Raw genomic sequence first — 14582 nt, 5'->3', positions numbered from 1 at the left:
GAACGTATGCGGGGGGGCGCAGCGCGGCATTTCGCTAGCGACATGGATTCTCACCGGGGAATCCAGGCGGAAGCCACCTGCCGCGCGACCTTGGGGAAAACGAATCATTATCAAAGGCTTGCCGAATCGCGACCTTGGCGTGCTGGATTCTTTTGCGGAATCTAGGGAATCCAGTTTGTGGAAGTCACCACGCCGGAAGCCAGCCAGCGGAAGCCACCTGCCGGGAAGCTGTTGAATCCACGCATGGATTTCCGATTGACAAAGCTGCCCTCCTTGACTTACCCCTTGAGCATCGAAGAATAGCGCCCGGAGGAAGCCCCTCGCGGGCGCTTTCGTTTTTTCACCACATCGCGGATCCCGATTCTGACGCTGCCTTCCCGGGTCGCGCGCGTCGGCATGTCCGCCCTGCCCCAGACGAGACCCACCCCATGGACCTGGTGTTCACGCCGAGCCAGATCGAGACTTGGCCTCTCGACCGGCTGCGGCCCTATGCCCGCAATGCCAAGATCCACGGCACCGACCAGGTGGCGAAGATCGCCGCCAGCATGGCGAAGTTCGGCTGGACGGTGCCCTGCATGGTCGCGGACGATGGCGAGTTGATCGCCGGGCATGGCCGGGTGCTGGCGGCAACCATGCTGGGGTTGACCGAGGCGCCGGTGATCCGGCTCGGCCATCTCGACGAGGCTGAGCGTCGGGCGTACCGCATCGCAGACAACAAGCTGACCGAGCTCGGCGAATGGGACGAGGCCCTGCTGCGCGACGAGATCGCGGGGCTGCTGGCCGAGGATTTCGACCCGACGCTGCTGGGGATCACCGACGAGGATCTGGACGCCCTGCTGCGCGATCCGGATCAGGTGGAAGGCGGGGCGGTCGAGGGCGAGGACGACATTCCCGAGCCACCGGTCACGCCGGTATCTGTCGCGGGCGACCTGTGGCAGCTCGGATCGCACCGGCTGATCTGCGGCGACAGCACCTCCGCCGATGTGGTCGGGCGGCTGCTGGGCGATGTGAAGCCGCTGCTGATGGTGACCGATCCGCCCTATGGCGTGGAATATGACCCGTCCTGGCGCAACCAGGCGGGCGCGGCCAAGACCCGCCGCACCGGCAAGGTGCTGAACGACGACCGCGCCGATTGGCGCGAGGCATGGGCGCTGTTCCCCGGCGATGTTGCCTATGTCTGGCACGGTGCGCTGCATGCCGGGACCGTGGCCGACAGCCTGACCGCTGCCGGTTTCGCCATCAGGTCGCAGATCATCTGGGCCAAGGACCGGCTGGTCCTCAGCCGCGGCGATTACCACTGGCAGCACGAACCCTGCTGGTATGCGGTGCGGGCCAAGGGCAAGGGCCACTGGGCGGGCGACCGCAAGCAGACGACGCTGTGGCAGATTTCCGGCAAGGACCAGGATGCCGACACGGTTCACGGCACGCAGAAGCCGGTGGAATGCATGCGCCGCCCGATCCTGAACAATTCCAGCCCCCGTCAGGCGGTCTATGAACCCTTCATGGGATCTGGCACCACCCTGATCGCGGCGGAAACCACGGGCCGGGTCTGCTTCGGGATCGAGTTGAACCCCGCCTATCTTGATGTCGCCATCGAGCGCTGGCAGTCCTTCACCGGCGAGGACGCCGTGCTGGCCGGGACCGGCGAGTCCTTCGCCGCCCTCAAGGCAAAGCGGCTCGCGGCATGAACGCACCCCTCCTGCCCGGCCGGATCGAGCACTGGCCCCTCGGCCGGCTAAAACCCTATGCCCGCAACGCCAAGACCCATGATGCCGACCAGGTCGCGAGGATCGCCGCCAGCATGGCCGAGTTCGGCTGGACCGTGCCCTGCCTCGTCGCCGCCGATGGCGAGCTGATCGCGGGTCATGGCCGCGTCCTGGCCGCCGCCCAGCTCGGGCTGGCCGAGGCCCCGGTCATCGTGCTGGGCCACCTGACCGAGGCGCAGCGCCGCGCGTACCGGATCGCCGACAACAAGCTGACCGAATTGGGCGGCTGGGACGAGGCGCTGCTGCTCGAGGAACTGCGGGGGCTGATGGCCGAGGATTTCGACCTCGGGCTGATCGGCATCCCCGAGGACGAGTTGGACGCCCTGCTTCACGATGCCGATGACCACGCGCCCATCGATGACAACGCGGCAGATGCCATCCCCGAGGCCACCACTGAGCCGATCACCCGGCCGGGCGACATCTGGGCGCTGGGCGCGCATCGCCTGTGCTGCGGCGATGCCACCGATCCCGCAGCGGTGGCGCGGCTGATGGACGGGGCCGAGGCCACGTTGATGTTCACCTCGCCGCCCTATGCCCAACAGCGCGACTATGGCGCCGCGAAGGAGAAGGTCGGCGAATGGGATGCGCTGATGCAGGGCGTCTTTGCCGCAGCGCCGGTCACCGCAGATGCCCAGCTTCTGGTCAATCTCGGCCTCGTGCACCGGGACAGCGAATGGCAGCCCTATTGGGAGGGCTGGGTCGACTGGATGCGCGCGCAGGGCTGGCGGCGGTTCGGCTGGTATGTTTGGGATCAGGGGCCGGGCTTGCCGGGCGACTGGAACGGCCGCCTCGCGCCCTCGCACGAGTTCATCTTCCATTTCAACCGCGCGCCGCGCAAACCGCACAAGACCGTCCCGTCGAAGCATGCAGGCGAGGTCCTCGGCGGCGGCGGGCTGCGCGGCGCCGACGGCACAGTCCACGCCAAGCGAGGGGCCGGCAATGCGATCCAGAGCCATCGTATCCCCGACTCCGTATTTCGCATCATGCGCCACAAGGGCGGCTTGGGCGCGGCCGGATCGCACCCGGCAGTGTTCCCGGTGGCGCTGGTCGAGGCAGTGCTCGGGGCCTTCAGCGATCCGGGCGATCTGATTTTCGAGCCGTTCTGCGGCTCGGGCACCCAGATCATAGCCGCCGAACGCGCTGGGCGGCGTTGCTGCGCGATGGAACTGGACCCGGCCTATTGCGACGTCGCCGTGCGGCGCTGGGAGATGGCGACGGGTAGGAAGGCCGCAGTTCTTGACGTCAGTTGAGCCGGTACACCTGCCCTCTGCTCTCCTCCTTGATGGAGGTCACCGCCAACCCGAGCCGTTTCTTCAAGACGCCCGAGATCACCCCACGTGAAGTGTGACCCAACCAGCCCGTGGCCGCGACAATCTCGGCGATGGAGGCCCCTTCGGGGCGTTTCAGCATCGCGATCAGCATCGCCTGTTTTGTCCCGGCACGCTGCGTCGGCTGTTTCGGTACGGGCGGGTTGGCGGGATCCTCCCGGATGGCGGCCATCGCCTCGACCACCGCCGGCTCGATCTCGATGGCCAGCAGGCCCGCGTCGGTGACCACCAGCGTGGTGCCATGGCCATCGCCGGTTTCGCGCCAGAGTGGCTCGCCGCGCCGGAGGTTGGCATCGACCTCCTGCAGCCAGCCGTGGCCGATCATCCTCGTGACGGCCATCTTCGCCGCCGCCCCGGCCAGCCCCTTGGGCAGCGGCAGGGCGATGTTGTCAGGGCGCTGGGCCCCGGCGCTGAGGATGATGGTCTGGGTTTCGGTGAGTTTCATCATAACGGGTTCCTGTTACTGATCGTGCGCGGCAAGGAAGGTGGTGATGCGCGACAGCAGATCGTTGTTTCCGTTGGCATCGGTCCCGATGATCACGTCGCCATCGTCGTCGCATTCCAGATCGGCGACCTCGCGCAGCAGGGCGATGGCCTCGTCGCAGGCGGCGAGGCGCTCGGCCTCCCATGCGGCGGTGATGGCGTCCTGTTCGATCTGGTGGCGCCGGGCGGGGTCAAGCGGCATGTTCGCCCTCCTTGAAGGCAGCGTCGGTGGTCCGGCGCAGCAGGCTGGCGTAATGCTCCAATGTGCCGACATCGCCCCAGTTGATCTCGTCGGGATGGGCGTTGAAATGATCGGCGCTGAGGGCCTGCAACCGGGCCAACATGCTGTCGATCTCGATCTTCTTCGCAAGGAAGGCATCGAGGGCTGCGGAGTTGTCGGTGGCGCGGCGGGTGCTCATCGGCCGGCCTCAGATGAGCTGCAGAGCGGCCAGCACGGCGCTGGCACCGGCCAGCTGCGCGGTCGGCAGTTCGATCTTGAGATGCGAGATCACGTCCGAGGCGTCGGCCTTGATGCCGTGCCCGCGCAGTTCCGCCTCGATCGCCTCGGCGATGGCGTTCTTGCGGCCGGGATCGAAGCGCGCCGGCAGGGCGGCGTAATCGAGGCGGATGGTGGTGATGGCCATGGTCATGAAGAGGCTCCGGGGGTTGAAGTGCATCGTTTCCGTACCATTGGAATCGCTCTTGCGCGGAGTGTAATCAACCGAAATCAGGAATTATTTCCGTTTATTTGCAATCAGTTGAGACTTTCGGCGACGACATGAAAGGCATGAGCGAGCGCGAGTATTCCGCCCATTCCGGTCTGTCGCGCGGAGCGATCCAGAAGGCGCGCAGAGCCAGTCGTCTGGTGGTGTACGACGATGGCTCGATCAATGCGGCGGCGTCGGACGCCCGTCGGGCGGAGATGACCGATCCGGACCAGCAGCGGCGCAGCACCGGTGGCGATACCGCGTTTTCCGGCCCGGCCGACAGTTCGTCCTATCTGAAGGCCCGCACTGCGCTGACGGTCTACCAGGCGCAGGAAAAGCAGCTGGGGATCCAGAAGAAGAAGGGCACGCTGGTGGATCGCGCCCGCGCCGAGACGCTGGTGTTCCGCCTCGCGCGGCAGGAACGCGATGTCTGGGTGACCTGGCCTGCCCGGGTGGCGGCGCTGATGGCGGCCGAAGTGGCTGCGGAGGTGGAAAAGCAAACGGCCAAGCCGGTGATCATCGAGGCCGCGATCCTGCAGAGGGTGCTGGAAACCCATGTCAGAGCGCAACTCGACGCCCTCGCCGATCTCAGGGTCTCCCTCGGATAGCGATGACCTGACAGACGGCCTCGACCTCGGGTTTGACGGTGCCGAGGATCTGCTGCGGGTCTGGCGCAGCGGCATGCGCCCCGATCCGGACCTGATCGTTTCGGAATGGGCGGATCAGCATCGCTGGCTGTCGTCACGCGCCTCGGCCGAGCCGGGGCGGTATCGGACGGCGCGCACCCCCTATCTGCGCGGGATCATGGATGCGCTCTCGCCCGGCCACCCGGCGCAGCGGATCAGCTTCATGAAGGCGGCGCAGGTCGGTGCGACCGAGGCCGGCAACAACTGGATCGGTTTTGTCATCCACCACGCGCCGGGGCCGATGCTGGCGGTGCTGCCGACGGTCGAGATGGCGAAACGCACCTCGCGCGGACGGATCGACCCGTTGATCGCCGACAGCCCGGCCTTGCGCGAAAAGGTCAGCCCGGCCCGGTCGCGCGACGCCGGGAATTCGATGCTGTCCAAGGAGTTTCCCGGCGGCATCCTGGTTCTGACCGGGGCGAACTCCGCGACAGGGTTGCGCTCGATGCCGGCGCGTTACGTCTTCATGGACGAGGTCGACGCCTATCCGGCCTCGGCCGACGAGGAGGGCGATCCGGTCACGCTGGCCGAGGCCCGCACCACCACCTTCGCGCATCGGCGCAAGGTCTTCATGGTCTCGACGCCCACGATCCGGGGGTTATCGCGCATCGAGCGCGAGTTCGAGGCATCGGACCAGCGCCGCTACTTCGTCCCGTGCCCGCATTGCGGCGCGATGCAATGGCTGCAGTTCGACCGGCTGCGCTGGGCGAAGGGGCAGCCTGACACGGCGGCCTATCACTGCGAAGGCTGCGAACGGCCCATCGCCGAGCATCACAAGACGCAGATGCTGGAGCGCGGTGAATGGCGCGCGACGGCAATCTCTGCCGATCCGAAGGCCATCGGCTTCCACCTGTCGGCGCTCTATTCGCCGCTCGGCTGGAAAAGCTGGGCGGACATCGCACGGGACTGGCTGGCGGCGCAGGGCTCCGAGGAGATGCTGCGCGCGGCGCGCAACACGCTGCTGGGCGAGACATGGGTCGAGTCGGGCGAGGCGCCGGAATGGCAGCGGCTGGCGGATCGGCGCGAGGAATGGAAGTCCGGCACGGTGCCCATGGCGGGGTTGTTCCTGACCGCCGGCGTCGATGTGCAGAAGGACCGCATCGAGATCGACATCTGGGCCTGGGGCCGGGGGCTGGAAAGCTGGCTCGTCGATCACATCGTCATTCCGGGCGGCCCGGATGATCCCACCTGCTGGGATCAGCTGACCGCGCTGTTGGGCCGAAGCTGGCAACATGCCAATGGCGCTTTCATGACGGTGGCAAAACTCGGCATCGACACCGGCTATGAGGCGGCAGCGGTCTATGGCTGGTCGCGCAGGGCCGGTTTCGAACAGGTCGCGCCGCTGAAGGGGCTGGAAGGCTTCAATCGGGCGACGCCTGTTTCCGGCCCGACCTTCGTCGACGCCACCCTCGGCGGCAAACGCCTGCGCCGCGGTGCGCGGCTCTGGTCGGTGGCGACCGCCAGCTTCAAGGCCGAGACCTATCGCTACCTGCGGCTGGAACGGCCGAGCGACGAAGACCGGGCGCTGGGAGCGCTGGACGCCCCCGGCACCATCCACCTGCCCGACTGGATCGACAGCGAATGGCTGAAGCAGCTGGTGGCCGAACAACTGGTCACCATCCGCAACAAGCGCGGCTACTCCCATCAGGAATGGCAGAAGATGCGGGAACGCAACGAGGCGCTGGACTGCCGGGTCTATGCCCGCGCGGCGGCGTGGATCCTCGGCGCCGATCGCTGGGACGAGGCCACCTGGCGGCGGCTCGAGGCGCAGGCGGGCGTGGAAACCCGCATGCCGGCAGCAGTCGCAACCAACGCCGCACCAGCCGACCCGGCCCAGCCCAAGGCCGGAACCCTGACCACACCACGCCGGAAACGGCGGGCCTATACACCCAAATTCATGAGGGACTGATGGAACCGGACCGGATGCAGGCCCTTCTGACGGCGCTGCAGGAAGCCCGCTACGCCGGGCTGCGCAGCGTCAGCTACGACGGCAAGACCGTGAGTTATGGCTCGGACGCCGAACTGGCGACCGCGATCCGCGATCTGGAGGCCCGCATCGCAGCTGTCAGCGGTGCCCCGGCCCGGCGCCGCCGCTGGGGCACGGTCGCGACGAAGGGTCTGTAAGCCATGGTCTTCGACGCCTTCCGCCAGCGTCTTGGCGGCATCATCGGAGGGTTTGACGCCGCGCAGTCGCAACGCCGCATGCGCGGCTTCCGTGCCAGCCGCGCGCATGTCAACACGCTGATCGCCGCCTCGGGCGAGACCATCACCGCCCGCGCCCGCTGGCTGGTCAGGAACAACGGCTACGCCGCGAATGCGGTCGACGCCTTCGCCAACCACGTCGTCGGCGACGGGATCAAGCCCTCGTCGAAGATCGCGGACGCAGGACAGAAAGAAGAACTGCAGAAGCTGTGGCTGCCCTGGACCGACGAGGCCGATGCCGAGGGGCTGACCGATTTCTACGGGATCCAGCGCCGGGCCGCGCGGGAAGTGTTTCTGGCCGGCGAGGTCTTCCTGCGCATTCGCACACGACGCCCCGAGGACGGCCTGACCGTACCGGTGCAGTTGCAGATGCTGCCCTCGGAAATGCTGCCGCTCGACATGAACCGCCCCTTGCCCGGCGCGGGGTCGATCCGCCAGGGCATCGAGTTCGACGGTATCGGCCGCCGCGTGGCCTATCACTTCCTGCGCCGGCACCCCGGCGACATGACAGACCCGGGGCTGGCCGGGGAAACGGTGCGCGTCCCCGCCTCCGAGGTGATCCACATCCTCGATCCGGTCGAGGCGGGCCAGCTGCGCGGCGTGTCGCGCTTCGCTGCCGCGGTGGTGAAGCTGTTCACGCTCGATCTCTACGACGATGCCGAGTTGGAGCGGAAGAAGACCGCGGCGATGTTCGCGATGTTCATCACCTCGCCCGCCCCGGAAACCGCCCTCGATCCGGCCGACGAGGACTTGGAGGTCGAGCCCGGTCAGGTCGTGCGCCTCGACCCGGGCGAGGATGTCACCACGCCCGCCACCCCGGACTCGGGCAGCACTTATGAACCCTTCCAGTATCGCACGCTCTTGCAGATCGGCGCGGCGCTGGGCGTGCCCTATGGCTATCTGACCGGCGACACCGCGAAGGGGAATTTCTCGAACACCCGCATCGCGCTGATCGACTTTCGCCGCCGCATCTCGGCCTTCCAGCACTCGGTGATGGTCTACCAGCTTTGCCGGGCGGTCTGGACGCGCTGGATGGACATGGCGGTGCTGGCGGGCGCCATCGAGCTGCCAGGCTACGCGCAAGATCGGCGCCATTACCTCGCCTGCGACTGGCTCCCCACGAAATGGGACTGGATCGACCCGGCCAAGGATGCCGCGGCGGAGATCCTGCAGATCGAGGCGGGCCTGAAGTCCCGGACGCAGGCCATCGCCGAGCGCGGCTTTGACGCCGAACAGGTCGACCGGGAAATCGCAGCCGAGCGCCAGCGCGAGACCGAGCTGGGGCTGGACTTCCGGCGGCCGGGATCGCCCGCAAAAGGCGCGGGCCAGACCGGCGCGGGGGATCAACCGGCCGAAAAGTCGGAAGAAGCCAACAAGACCGAGGACGAGGAGCACCGGGAGTTCCGCCCGGAGGAGGGCGCATGATGCATCACACCCAGATCGCCCAGCGTGTGTTCAACACGCCGCTGATGGTCGATCCGGCCAAGGCGCTGGCCTTCCTTGCAGGGCTTGGCCCCCGCCTCATCGGCCGCGAAATCAGCTTCGACGGGCTGGAAGCCGCAGCAGAGGATCGTGCTGCCGCCCTGCCCGCCAGAGCTTCGCTGTTCGGCGATGATCTGACCCGTCGCCAGGCGCAAAACGGGAACCAGCCATTCGCCGTGGTGGACGGCATCGCGGTGATCGAGATCGCCGGCACGCTGGTGCATCGCGGCGCCTGGATCGGGAAATCCTCGGGTCTCACCTCCTATGAAGGCATCGCCGCGCAGCTGCAGGCGGCCATCGCCGATCCCTCTATTCGCGGCATCGCGCTGGATATCGACAGCTTCGGTGGCGAGGTGGCGGGCGCTTTCGATCTGGCCGACCGCATCCGTGCGGCCCGGGCGCAGAAGCCAGTCCATGCCTTCGTCGCCGATCACGCGCTCTCGGCCGGCTATGCGCTGGCCTCGCAGGCCGACCGGGTCATCCTGCCCCGCACCGGTTCGGTCGGCAGCATCGGTGTGCTGGCGATGCACAGCGACATGAGCGGCGCGCTCGACCAGAAGGGCGTCGCAGTGACGCTGATCCATGCCGGCGCGCGCAAGATCGACGCCAACCCGTATCAGCCGCTGCCGGAAACGGTGCGCGCCCGGATCGCGGGCGAGCTGGTAGACCTCCGCCAGCTCTTTGCGGAAACCGTCGCCGAGGGGCGCGGCACCCGGCTCGACACCCTGCGCGCGCTGGGCACCGAGGCGGCGGTGTTTCGCGGCGAAGCGGCAGTCTTTGCCGGTCTAGCCGATGAGGTCGCCGATCCCGTCACCGCCTTCCGCGCCTTCGCCGCCGCGCCAAGCGGCATTTCCACCCCAAAAGCAAAGGGTCCAATCATGACCACCAACACCGATGACGATCCGCAGACCGCTCCGGCAGTTTCCGCCACCGCGCCGGAGCCGGCCTCGCCCCCGGCACTCGCGGCGCCGCAAGCTGAAGCAGCGGACGTGTCCCCCGAGGCCATCCGCGCCGAAGCGGCCGAGGTCGCACAGGTCTGCGCCCAGGCGGCGCGGCTGGGCGTGACCATCGACGCTGCCGATGCCGTGGCCCGTGGTCTGAAACCCGAGGCGCTGCGGGCGAAGGTGCTGGCCGATCTGGCCGCCCGCAGCGACGCGGCAGGCATCATCGCCACCGCCCCGGCCGTAACGGCGAAGGAAAGCCCGATCGTCGCCGCTGCCCGCAAATCCGCCGCCTCGCGCTGATCCCGGCGCACCCCCTCCCCCGACATTCCGGAGCCTGAACCATGCCCGTCCTGACGCAACCGCCCTCGATGGGCGATGTCCTCAAATACGAGCTGAACCCGAACTACAGCCGCGAAGTGGTGACACTGCTCGCGGGCACGGCCTACCCCACCGGCGCGGTGCTGGGGCAGATCACCGCCAGCGGCAAATACACAATCTCACCCGCCACCGGCTCGGACGGGGCCGAGACTGCCGCTGCGGTGCTGCTTTACGCCACCGATGCCGCAGCGGCCGACGCTACCGGCATCGTGGTGGCCCGGGGACCCGCCATCGTCTCGCGCGCAGGCCTCGTCTTCGACGCCAGCGTCGATGACGCCACCAAGACTGCCGCCAAGATCGCCGAACTGGTCACCGTCGGCATCGTCACCCGTGACGGCGCCTGACGCGTCACATCGACAGTCCTCCCCCATCATCCCCGGAGTCCTCCCATGACCATCACCCGCAATCCTTTTGACGCCGGCGGCTATTCGCTGGCCGAGATGACGCAGGCCATCAATATCCTGCCCGATCTCCATACCCGCCTCGGCCAGCTCGGGCTGTTCCGCTTCGAAGGCGTCAGCCAGCGCTCGGTGATCATCGAGCAATATGAGGGTGTGCTGAGCCTGCTGCCCTCGGTCCCACTGGGTGGTCCCGCCACCGTCGGCACCCGCGAGGGCCGGTCCATGCGCAGCTTCGCCCTGCCATGGATCCCGCATGATGATGTGATCCTGCCCGCCGATATCCAGGGAGTTCCGGCGCTCGGGGTCTCGGATGCGGCCGATCCGCTGGTTGGCGTCATGAGCCGCAAGCTGATGCTGATGCGCCGCAAGCACGCCCAGACCCGCGAATACATGGAGATGAACGCCCTGCGCGGCATCGTGAAGGACGGCGCCGGGACGACCCTCTACAACTACTTCACCGAATTCGGGCTGACCCAGATCTCAGTCGATTTCCTGCTGGGCACCGCCGGCACCAATGTGCAGGCCAAGGTTCGCGAGGTCTTGCGCGCCATCGAGGACAACCTGCTCGGCGAGGCAATGACCGGCGTGCATGCCCTCGTCAGCCGCGAGTTCTTCGACAAGCTGATCGGCCATGCCAAGGTGGAAGAAGCCTACACGTTCTACGCCGCCACGGGCGCCCAGCCCTTGCGCGAGGATATGCGCAGGAACTTCCCCTTCGCCGGGATCCTCTTCGAGGAATATTCCGGCGCGGTCACCCTGTCGACGAAAGCCACCGAGCGCTTGGTGCCCGCAGGCGAAGGCATCGCCTTCCCCTTGGGCACCATGGACACCTTCACCACCTATGGCGGCCCGGCGAACCTGCTGGAAACCGCCAATACTATCGGTCTGCCGCTCTACGCTCGCCAGCATCTCGACGAGAAGGGCCGCTGGATCGACCTGATGACCGAAGCCTCGATCCTGCCAGTCAACAAGCGCCCCCGGCTGGCCGTCCGCCTGCATACGTCGAACTGACGCCACGCGGAAATCGTCATGTCCGCCTTCGCCAACGCCATGGACCGCATCTTCAGCCATGCCGTCATGGCGGTGCCGGGCCTCTGGATCTCCGCCAGCACGTCGGAGGAGCGAACCATCCGCATCATCACCCGCGCCCCGGACCGCGTCACCGACTTTGGCGCCGGGCGCTTTGTCAGTGATACCACCATGGTGGACGTCCGCGTGGCCGATCTGCCGGCCCCACGCCCCGGCGATCTGATCGTCATCGGCGCGGACAGCCATGTGATTCAGGGGGAGCCGTTGCGCGACCGCGAGCGGTTGATCTGGACGCTGGACCTGAGGCCGGCATGAAGCTGAAGCTCGAGATCACCGACATCGCCGCCCTGATGCGGGCCGAGGTCCGTGCCGGCGAGAAGGCCGTCAGCACCGCCATGCGCGAGGCCGGGACCAGCCTGAAATCCGCCTGGCGCGGCCAGATCAGCGGCGCAGGCCTCGGCGCGCGGCTCGCCCGCACGATCCGCTCCGAGGACTATCCCAAGGCGAGGCCCAGCCTGAATGCTGCTGCGCTGGTCTGGTCAAAGGCCCCGGTGATCATCTCCGCGCATGATACCGGGCCGCTCATCCGGTCCCGGGGCGGGCTGTGGCTGGCGATCCCCATGCCCGCCGCCGGAAAATCCCTGCGCGGCGGCCGGATCACGCCGCTGGAATGGGAACGCCGCACCGGCCTCCGCCTGCGCTTCGTCTATCGTCGTCGCGGCCCCAGCCTGCTGGTGGCCAAGGGGCGGCTGAACACGAAGAGCCGTGCGGTGGCGTCACGCTCGAAGACCGGCCGCGGGCTGACCACCGTGCCGATCTTCCTGCTGGTCCCGCAGATCAGGCTGCGCAAGCGGCTGGATCTGGCGCGGGATGCGGAACGGGTGGTAGACGCACTGCCAAAACTGATCGTCATGAGGTGGTCGAAATGAGGCAGATAGCCAACAGGAAGCGCCGATGACATTTTTCTAGTTGATTGCACGGGTGGCGTGTAGGCTCGGTATCGGCGATAGGGCACGGAAAAGGCCACGTGATGGCGATGAAGCCTCTTGCAGACGTCGCGACAGAACTCGGCAGCGACTTCGATGCTGACCGGATCCGATCCACCGCGCAAAAGAATGACATTCACATTGAAGTGGTTAAGGGCGTTGAAACAGTCGACCCTGAAGCCATACGGGCAATCCTGACGATCCAGGCCGTCAAGCCACGCCTCGACCACCTCGAAACTGTAGCCAAGGGACTGACCGTTATAGTTCGGCCTGCAGCACACAGTTGGAAGATTCCCGTGCTGTCTGCCGCTTTTGCAGCCCTTGCCGCAGGCTCAGCTTGGTGGGCAGCGGACACCGCAAGCAAGGCCCTGAAGGCGACTAGCGGTTTCGCTGCTCTGGAGCAGTTTATCGACGCCCTTGAGGCAACGACTGACATAAAAGACAAGAAGAAAGTCTTGGAAATCCGCTTATGGCTTGCCAAGAAAATGAAGGACGAAGGCGTCATTTCTGATACGATGTGGGGTGGTCTCCTTGATGAGCTTTGTCCAGAAGGCAAAAATTCGGACCCGGAGTTCCTCAGAACGGAATGTGATACACACAGATCAAGTCAAACCACGACCGGTCAAAGCCAGTCCGGAACGGTGACGAAGGTGGAGGATGGCCTGTGAATCGATCAAATCTGCGCTTTATTGCGGCGAGCATTGCGGTGATTGCGATAACCGTCGCGTCCGCGAACGCCCAGGAAACATCAATGCGCGAACTCTTCGATGCGGGTCCTCCGGAAGTCCGCAGGCTCGTGCCGGACCTGCCGCGCGAGCTTGGGAACGGCGCTGCGCTGTTGATGAAAGCCAACGGGCATATCCAAGATGCTCTGGCCATATGGCTTGCGCAGGAACCCAATTTTGATGAGTTCGAGGCCAATCTGCGCGATGCGAAGGATCTGTACACCGGTGGCGCAGAGCAGATTTCGAAGGTTCCAGTCCCCGAGGGAATCAAGCTCTCAGAAACTGCGTTGGACGCATTGGCTGCCAAAGGCTATCATGAAATCGAGACCAGTGGTCAGGTCCTCAATGAGCTGGTAAGGCTCGGGACGGAAGCCGCTGAACTCATCATAAAGATGGAGGGCGGCGCGGGCAGTAAATCTGATGTTGGGACGCTGATAGAGATTGTCTGCCAACTGGATATGTTTGTGGGGATATTGTCTGGTGCAGTTGCCACCGTGGCGTAGCAATTCAGATCATTGATAGCAGCGCACAGCGAAATGTTTTCATATGGCGGGCGGTCACGCCCATCAAACAGGCTGCCAACTTATGCCCACCGCTCGCGAAACCGTCCTCACCGCGCTGCACGCGCGGCTGCAGCCCGTTGCCGCCCTTATCCTGCGTGACGAGGTGCTGCCCGAGCGGATCCCGACGGCGGGGCTGATCATCCTGCGCGATGGCCAGCCCGGCGAGCCGGAGGTGACGCTCTCGCCGCTGCGCTACCACTACCAGCACCGGACCGAACTGGAGGTCGTGGTCCAGGCCGGCACCGGCCGCGCCGATGCCTTCGACAGCCTGATCGCTGCCATCGGTGCGGCGCTGGCGGCCGACCGGACACTGGGCGGGCTGTGCGATTGGGTCGAACCGGAGGCTCCGGCCTCGGTCGATCTGCCCATCGATGGCGCGGCGGCACTGAAGGCGGCGGTGATCACCGTCGTGCTTTATTATACGACGACTGGGCCGCTGGTCTGACGGGAGGGGCCGCTCGCTTCAGCAGCTGCGGTAATAGCCCCTTGAATAGCGGCAATATTCACTGGCCACCCCGGCCCAGATCATCACGGCGGCGATGTCGCGTCCGTCCGGCAGAAAGCACTGGGCTACGATCCGGCCGTAACGGTCCACGCCGCGAATCTGGCATTGCAGCCTTCTGCCCGCAACCAGTTGCCGCATCGTCGCGGTGGCGTCAGGCCCTCCCGCCCGGTTCCATTCAGGCGCGTCCAAGCCCCAGATCCGGATCCGGCGGCTCTCGCCCTGAAGCGCGAAGGTATCGCCGTCGATCACCTTGCTGACGGTCGCGGAAATCGCTGTCGGGCCCTGCGGAGCATCAGCCTGTTGCGGCGGTGGCGGCGCACAAGCGGACAGGATGACGGCAAGCACGGCAGTCCGAAGAAACGAAAATAACTTCATGCGCCGGGAATGCCCTCGGGCA

Annotated in this window: 19 protein-coding genes; 14 read left to right on the top strand and 5 right to left on the bottom strand. The window is 66.4% G+C overall.

What is annotated here, in order from left to right; genetic code table 11:
- Nucleotides 1-428 precede the first annotated feature (428 nt).
- Together AC13CR_RS03930 and AC13CR_RS03925 are read left to right on the top strand one after the other, a co-directional pair.
- Nucleotides 429-1688 (top strand): site-specific DNA-methyltransferase, encoded by a 1260-nt coding sequence (locus AC13CR_RS03930; RefSeq protein ID WP_482900349.1) that lies wholly within the window; start codon nucleotides 429-431, stop codon nucleotides 1686-1688.
- Nucleotides 1685-3016, top strand: coding sequence for a site-specific DNA-methyltransferase (locus AC13CR_RS03925; protein ID WP_482900348.1), 1332 nt, complete (start codon nucleotides 1685-1687; stop codon nucleotides 3014-3016). Before AC13CR_RS03930 ends, AC13CR_RS03925 begins: the two co-directional genes overlap by 4 nt.
- Here AC13CR_RS03925 and AC13CR_RS03920 read toward each other — a convergent pair.
- Genes AC13CR_RS03920 through AC13CR_RS03905 form a run of 4 tightly spaced genes read right to left on the bottom strand, consistent with a single transcriptional unit; the run spans nucleotide 3009 to nucleotide 4227 of the window.
- Nucleotides 3009-3542, bottom strand: a complete 534-nt coding sequence (locus tag AC13CR_RS03920; RefSeq protein WP_482900347.1) for a DUF3489 domain-containing protein — start codon at nucleotides 3540-3542, stop codon at nucleotides 3009-3011. The genes AC13CR_RS03925 and AC13CR_RS03920 overlap by 8 nt on opposite strands.
- A gap of 12 nt (nucleotides 3543-3554) precedes the next feature.
- Nucleotides 3555-3779 carry a hypothetical protein gene (locus tag AC13CR_RS03915; protein WP_482900346.1) on the bottom strand — a complete coding sequence of 75 codons (225 nt, stop codon included), beginning with the start codon at nucleotides 3777-3779 and terminating at the stop codon, nucleotides 3555-3557.
- A complete protein-coding gene (locus AC13CR_RS03910) occupies nucleotides 3769-3996 on the bottom strand; it encodes a hypothetical protein (RefSeq protein ID WP_482900345.1) in 228 nt (75 codons plus the stop codon). Before AC13CR_RS03910 ends, AC13CR_RS03915 begins: the two co-directional genes overlap by 11 nt.
- 9 nt (nucleotides 3997-4005) lie before the next feature.
- Nucleotides 4006-4227: a hypothetical protein gene (locus AC13CR_RS03905; protein WP_036700431.1), complete on the bottom strand. Its 222-nt coding sequence runs from the start codon at nucleotides 4225-4227 to the stop codon at nucleotides 4006-4008.
- Nucleotides 4228-4355: 128 nt separating this feature from the next.
- Between AC13CR_RS03905 and AC13CR_RS03900 the strand changes: the two genes are divergently transcribed.
- The 12 genes from AC13CR_RS03900 (at nucleotide 4356) to AC13CR_RS03845 (ending at nucleotide 14125) form a co-directional block, all read left to right on the top strand.
- On the top strand, nucleotides 4356-4892 hold the full coding sequence (locus AC13CR_RS03900) for a hypothetical protein (RefSeq protein ID WP_482900344.1): 537 nt from the start codon (nucleotides 4356-4358) through the stop codon (nucleotides 4890-4892).
- Nucleotides 4840-6879: a phage terminase large subunit family protein gene (locus tag AC13CR_RS03895; protein WP_482900343.1), complete on the top strand. Its 2040-nt coding sequence runs from the start codon at nucleotides 4840-4842 to the stop codon at nucleotides 6877-6879. Before AC13CR_RS03900 ends, AC13CR_RS03895 begins: the two co-directional genes overlap by 53 nt.
- Nucleotides 6879-7094 (top strand): phage head-tail joining protein, encoded by a 216-nt coding sequence (locus tag AC13CR_RS03890; protein WP_482900342.1) that lies wholly within the window; start codon nucleotides 6879-6881, stop codon nucleotides 7092-7094. Before AC13CR_RS03895 ends, AC13CR_RS03890 begins: the two co-directional genes overlap by 1 nt.
- A 3-nt stretch (nucleotides 7095-7097) precedes the next feature.
- On the top strand, nucleotides 7098-8597 hold the full coding sequence (locus AC13CR_RS03885) for a phage portal protein (RefSeq protein WP_482900341.1): 1500 nt from the start codon (nucleotides 7098-7100) through the stop codon (nucleotides 8595-8597).
- On the top strand, nucleotides 8597-9898 hold the full coding sequence (locus AC13CR_RS03880) for a S49 family peptidase (protein WP_482900367.1): 1302 nt from the start codon (nucleotides 8597-8599) through the stop codon (nucleotides 9896-9898). The genes AC13CR_RS03885 and AC13CR_RS03880 overlap by 1 nt, the downstream gene beginning before the upstream one ends.
- Before the next feature lie 41 nt (nucleotides 9899-9939).
- The gene (locus tag AC13CR_RS03875) at nucleotides 9940-10320 is read left to right on the top strand and encodes a head decoration protein (RefSeq protein WP_036700378.1); all 381 of its coding nucleotides are present in this window, start codon (nucleotides 9940-9942) and stop codon (nucleotides 10318-10320) included.
- Between the two features lie 45 nt (nucleotides 10321-10365).
- Nucleotides 10366-11388 (top strand): major capsid protein, encoded by a 1023-nt coding sequence (locus tag AC13CR_RS03870; RefSeq protein WP_482900340.1) that lies wholly within the window; start codon nucleotides 10366-10368, stop codon nucleotides 11386-11388.
- An 18-nt stretch (nucleotides 11389-11406) separates the two neighbouring features.
- Complete coding sequence (locus AC13CR_RS03865; protein ID WP_036700376.1) at nucleotides 11407-11721, top strand: head-tail joining protein; 315 nt, start codon at nucleotides 11407-11409, stop codon at nucleotides 11719-11721.
- A complete protein-coding gene (locus AC13CR_RS03860) occupies nucleotides 11718-12335 on the top strand; it encodes a DUF6441 family protein (protein ID WP_482900339.1) in 618 nt (205 codons plus the stop codon). The genes AC13CR_RS03865 and AC13CR_RS03860 overlap by 4 nt, the downstream gene beginning before the upstream one ends.
- A 101-nt stretch (nucleotides 12336-12436) precedes the next feature.
- Nucleotides 12437-13060, top strand: coding sequence for a hypothetical protein (locus tag AC13CR_RS03855; protein ID WP_482900338.1), 624 nt, complete (start codon nucleotides 12437-12439; stop codon nucleotides 13058-13060).
- Nucleotides 13057-13620 carry a hypothetical protein gene (locus AC13CR_RS03850; RefSeq protein WP_482900337.1) on the top strand — a complete coding sequence of 188 codons (564 nt, stop codon included), beginning with the start codon at nucleotides 13057-13059 and terminating at the stop codon, nucleotides 13618-13620. The genes AC13CR_RS03855 and AC13CR_RS03850 overlap by 4 nt, the downstream gene beginning before the upstream one ends.
- An 82-nt stretch (nucleotides 13621-13702) precedes the next feature.
- Nucleotides 13703-14125: an acyl-CoA transferase gene (locus AC13CR_RS03845; protein ID WP_482900336.1), complete on the top strand. Its 423-nt coding sequence runs from the start codon at nucleotides 13703-13705 to the stop codon at nucleotides 14123-14125.
- 18 nt (nucleotides 14126-14143) lie between these two features.
- On the opposite strand, the gene AC13CR_RS03840 is transcribed toward AC13CR_RS03845, so the two are convergent.
- Nucleotides 14144-14434, bottom strand: a complete 291-nt coding sequence (locus AC13CR_RS03840; RefSeq protein WP_482900335.1) for a thermonuclease family protein — start codon at nucleotides 14432-14434, stop codon at nucleotides 14144-14146.
- Between the last annotated feature and the right edge of the window lie 148 nt (nucleotides 14435-14582).

The sequence above is a fragment of the Paracoccus sp. L-17 genome, from assembly GCF_056857655.1.
This window is presented reverse-complemented; position numbering and strand designations above follow the sequence as displayed.

What these genes read in the sequence shown, in the direction of transcription:
- AC13CR_RS03890 (WP_482900342.1), top strand. Translation starts at nt 6,879, where the DNA reads ATGGAACCGGACCGGATGCAGGCCCTTCTGACGGCGCTGCAGGAAGCC.
- AC13CR_RS03920 (WP_482900347.1), bottom strand. Translation starts at nt 3,542, where the DNA reads ATGATGAAACTCACCGAAACCCAGACCATCATCCTCAGCGCCGGGGCC.
- AC13CR_RS03875 (WP_036700378.1), top strand. Translation starts at nt 9,940, where the DNA reads ATGCCCGTCCTGACGCAACCGCCCTCGATGGGCGATGTCCTCAAATAC.
- AC13CR_RS03915 (WP_482900346.1), bottom strand. Translation starts at nt 3,779, where the DNA reads ATGCCGCTTGACCCCGCCCGGCGCCACCAGATCGAACAGGACGCCATC.
- AC13CR_RS03900 (WP_482900344.1), top strand. Translation starts at nt 4,356, where the DNA reads ATGAAAGGCATGAGCGAGCGCGAGTATTCCGCCCATTCCGGTCTGTCG.
- AC13CR_RS03880 (WP_482900367.1), top strand. Translation starts at nt 8,597, where the DNA reads ATGCATCACACCCAGATCGCCCAGCGTGTGTTCAACACGCCGCTGATG.
- AC13CR_RS03925 (WP_482900348.1), top strand. Translation starts at nt 1,685, where the DNA reads ATGAACGCACCCCTCCTGCCCGGCCGGATCGAGCACTGGCCCCTCGGC.
- AC13CR_RS03860 (WP_482900339.1), top strand. Translation starts at nt 11,718, where the DNA reads ATGAAGCTGAAGCTCGAGATCACCGACATCGCCGCCCTGATGCGGGCC.
- AC13CR_RS03895 (WP_482900343.1), top strand. Translation starts at nt 4,840, where the DNA reads ATGTCAGAGCGCAACTCGACGCCCTCGCCGATCTCAGGGTCTCCCTCG.
- AC13CR_RS03905 (WP_036700431.1), bottom strand. Translation starts at nt 4,227, where the DNA reads ATGACCATGGCCATCACCACCATCCGCCTCGATTACGCCGCCCTGCCG.
- AC13CR_RS03930 (WP_482900349.1), top strand. Translation starts at nt 429, where the DNA reads ATGGACCTGGTGTTCACGCCGAGCCAGATCGAGACTTGGCCTCTCGAC.
- AC13CR_RS03870 (WP_482900340.1), top strand. Translation starts at nt 10,366, where the DNA reads ATGACCATCACCCGCAATCCTTTTGACGCCGGCGGCTATTCGCTGGCC.
- AC13CR_RS03845 (WP_482900336.1), top strand. Translation starts at nt 13,703, where the DNA reads ATGCCCACCGCTCGCGAAACCGTCCTCACCGCGCTGCACGCGCGGCTG.
- AC13CR_RS03910 (WP_482900345.1), bottom strand. Translation starts at nt 3,996, where the DNA reads ATGAGCACCCGCCGCGCCACCGACAACTCCGCAGCCCTCGATGCCTTC.
- AC13CR_RS03885 (WP_482900341.1), top strand. Translation starts at nt 7,098, where the DNA reads ATGGTCTTCGACGCCTTCCGCCAGCGTCTTGGCGGCATCATCGGAGGG.
- AC13CR_RS03855 (WP_482900338.1), top strand. Translation starts at nt 12,437, where the DNA reads ATGGCGATGAAGCCTCTTGCAGACGTCGCGACAGAACTCGGCAGCGAC.
- AC13CR_RS03865 (WP_036700376.1), top strand. Translation starts at nt 11,407, where the DNA reads ATGTCCGCCTTCGCCAACGCCATGGACCGCATCTTCAGCCATGCCGTC.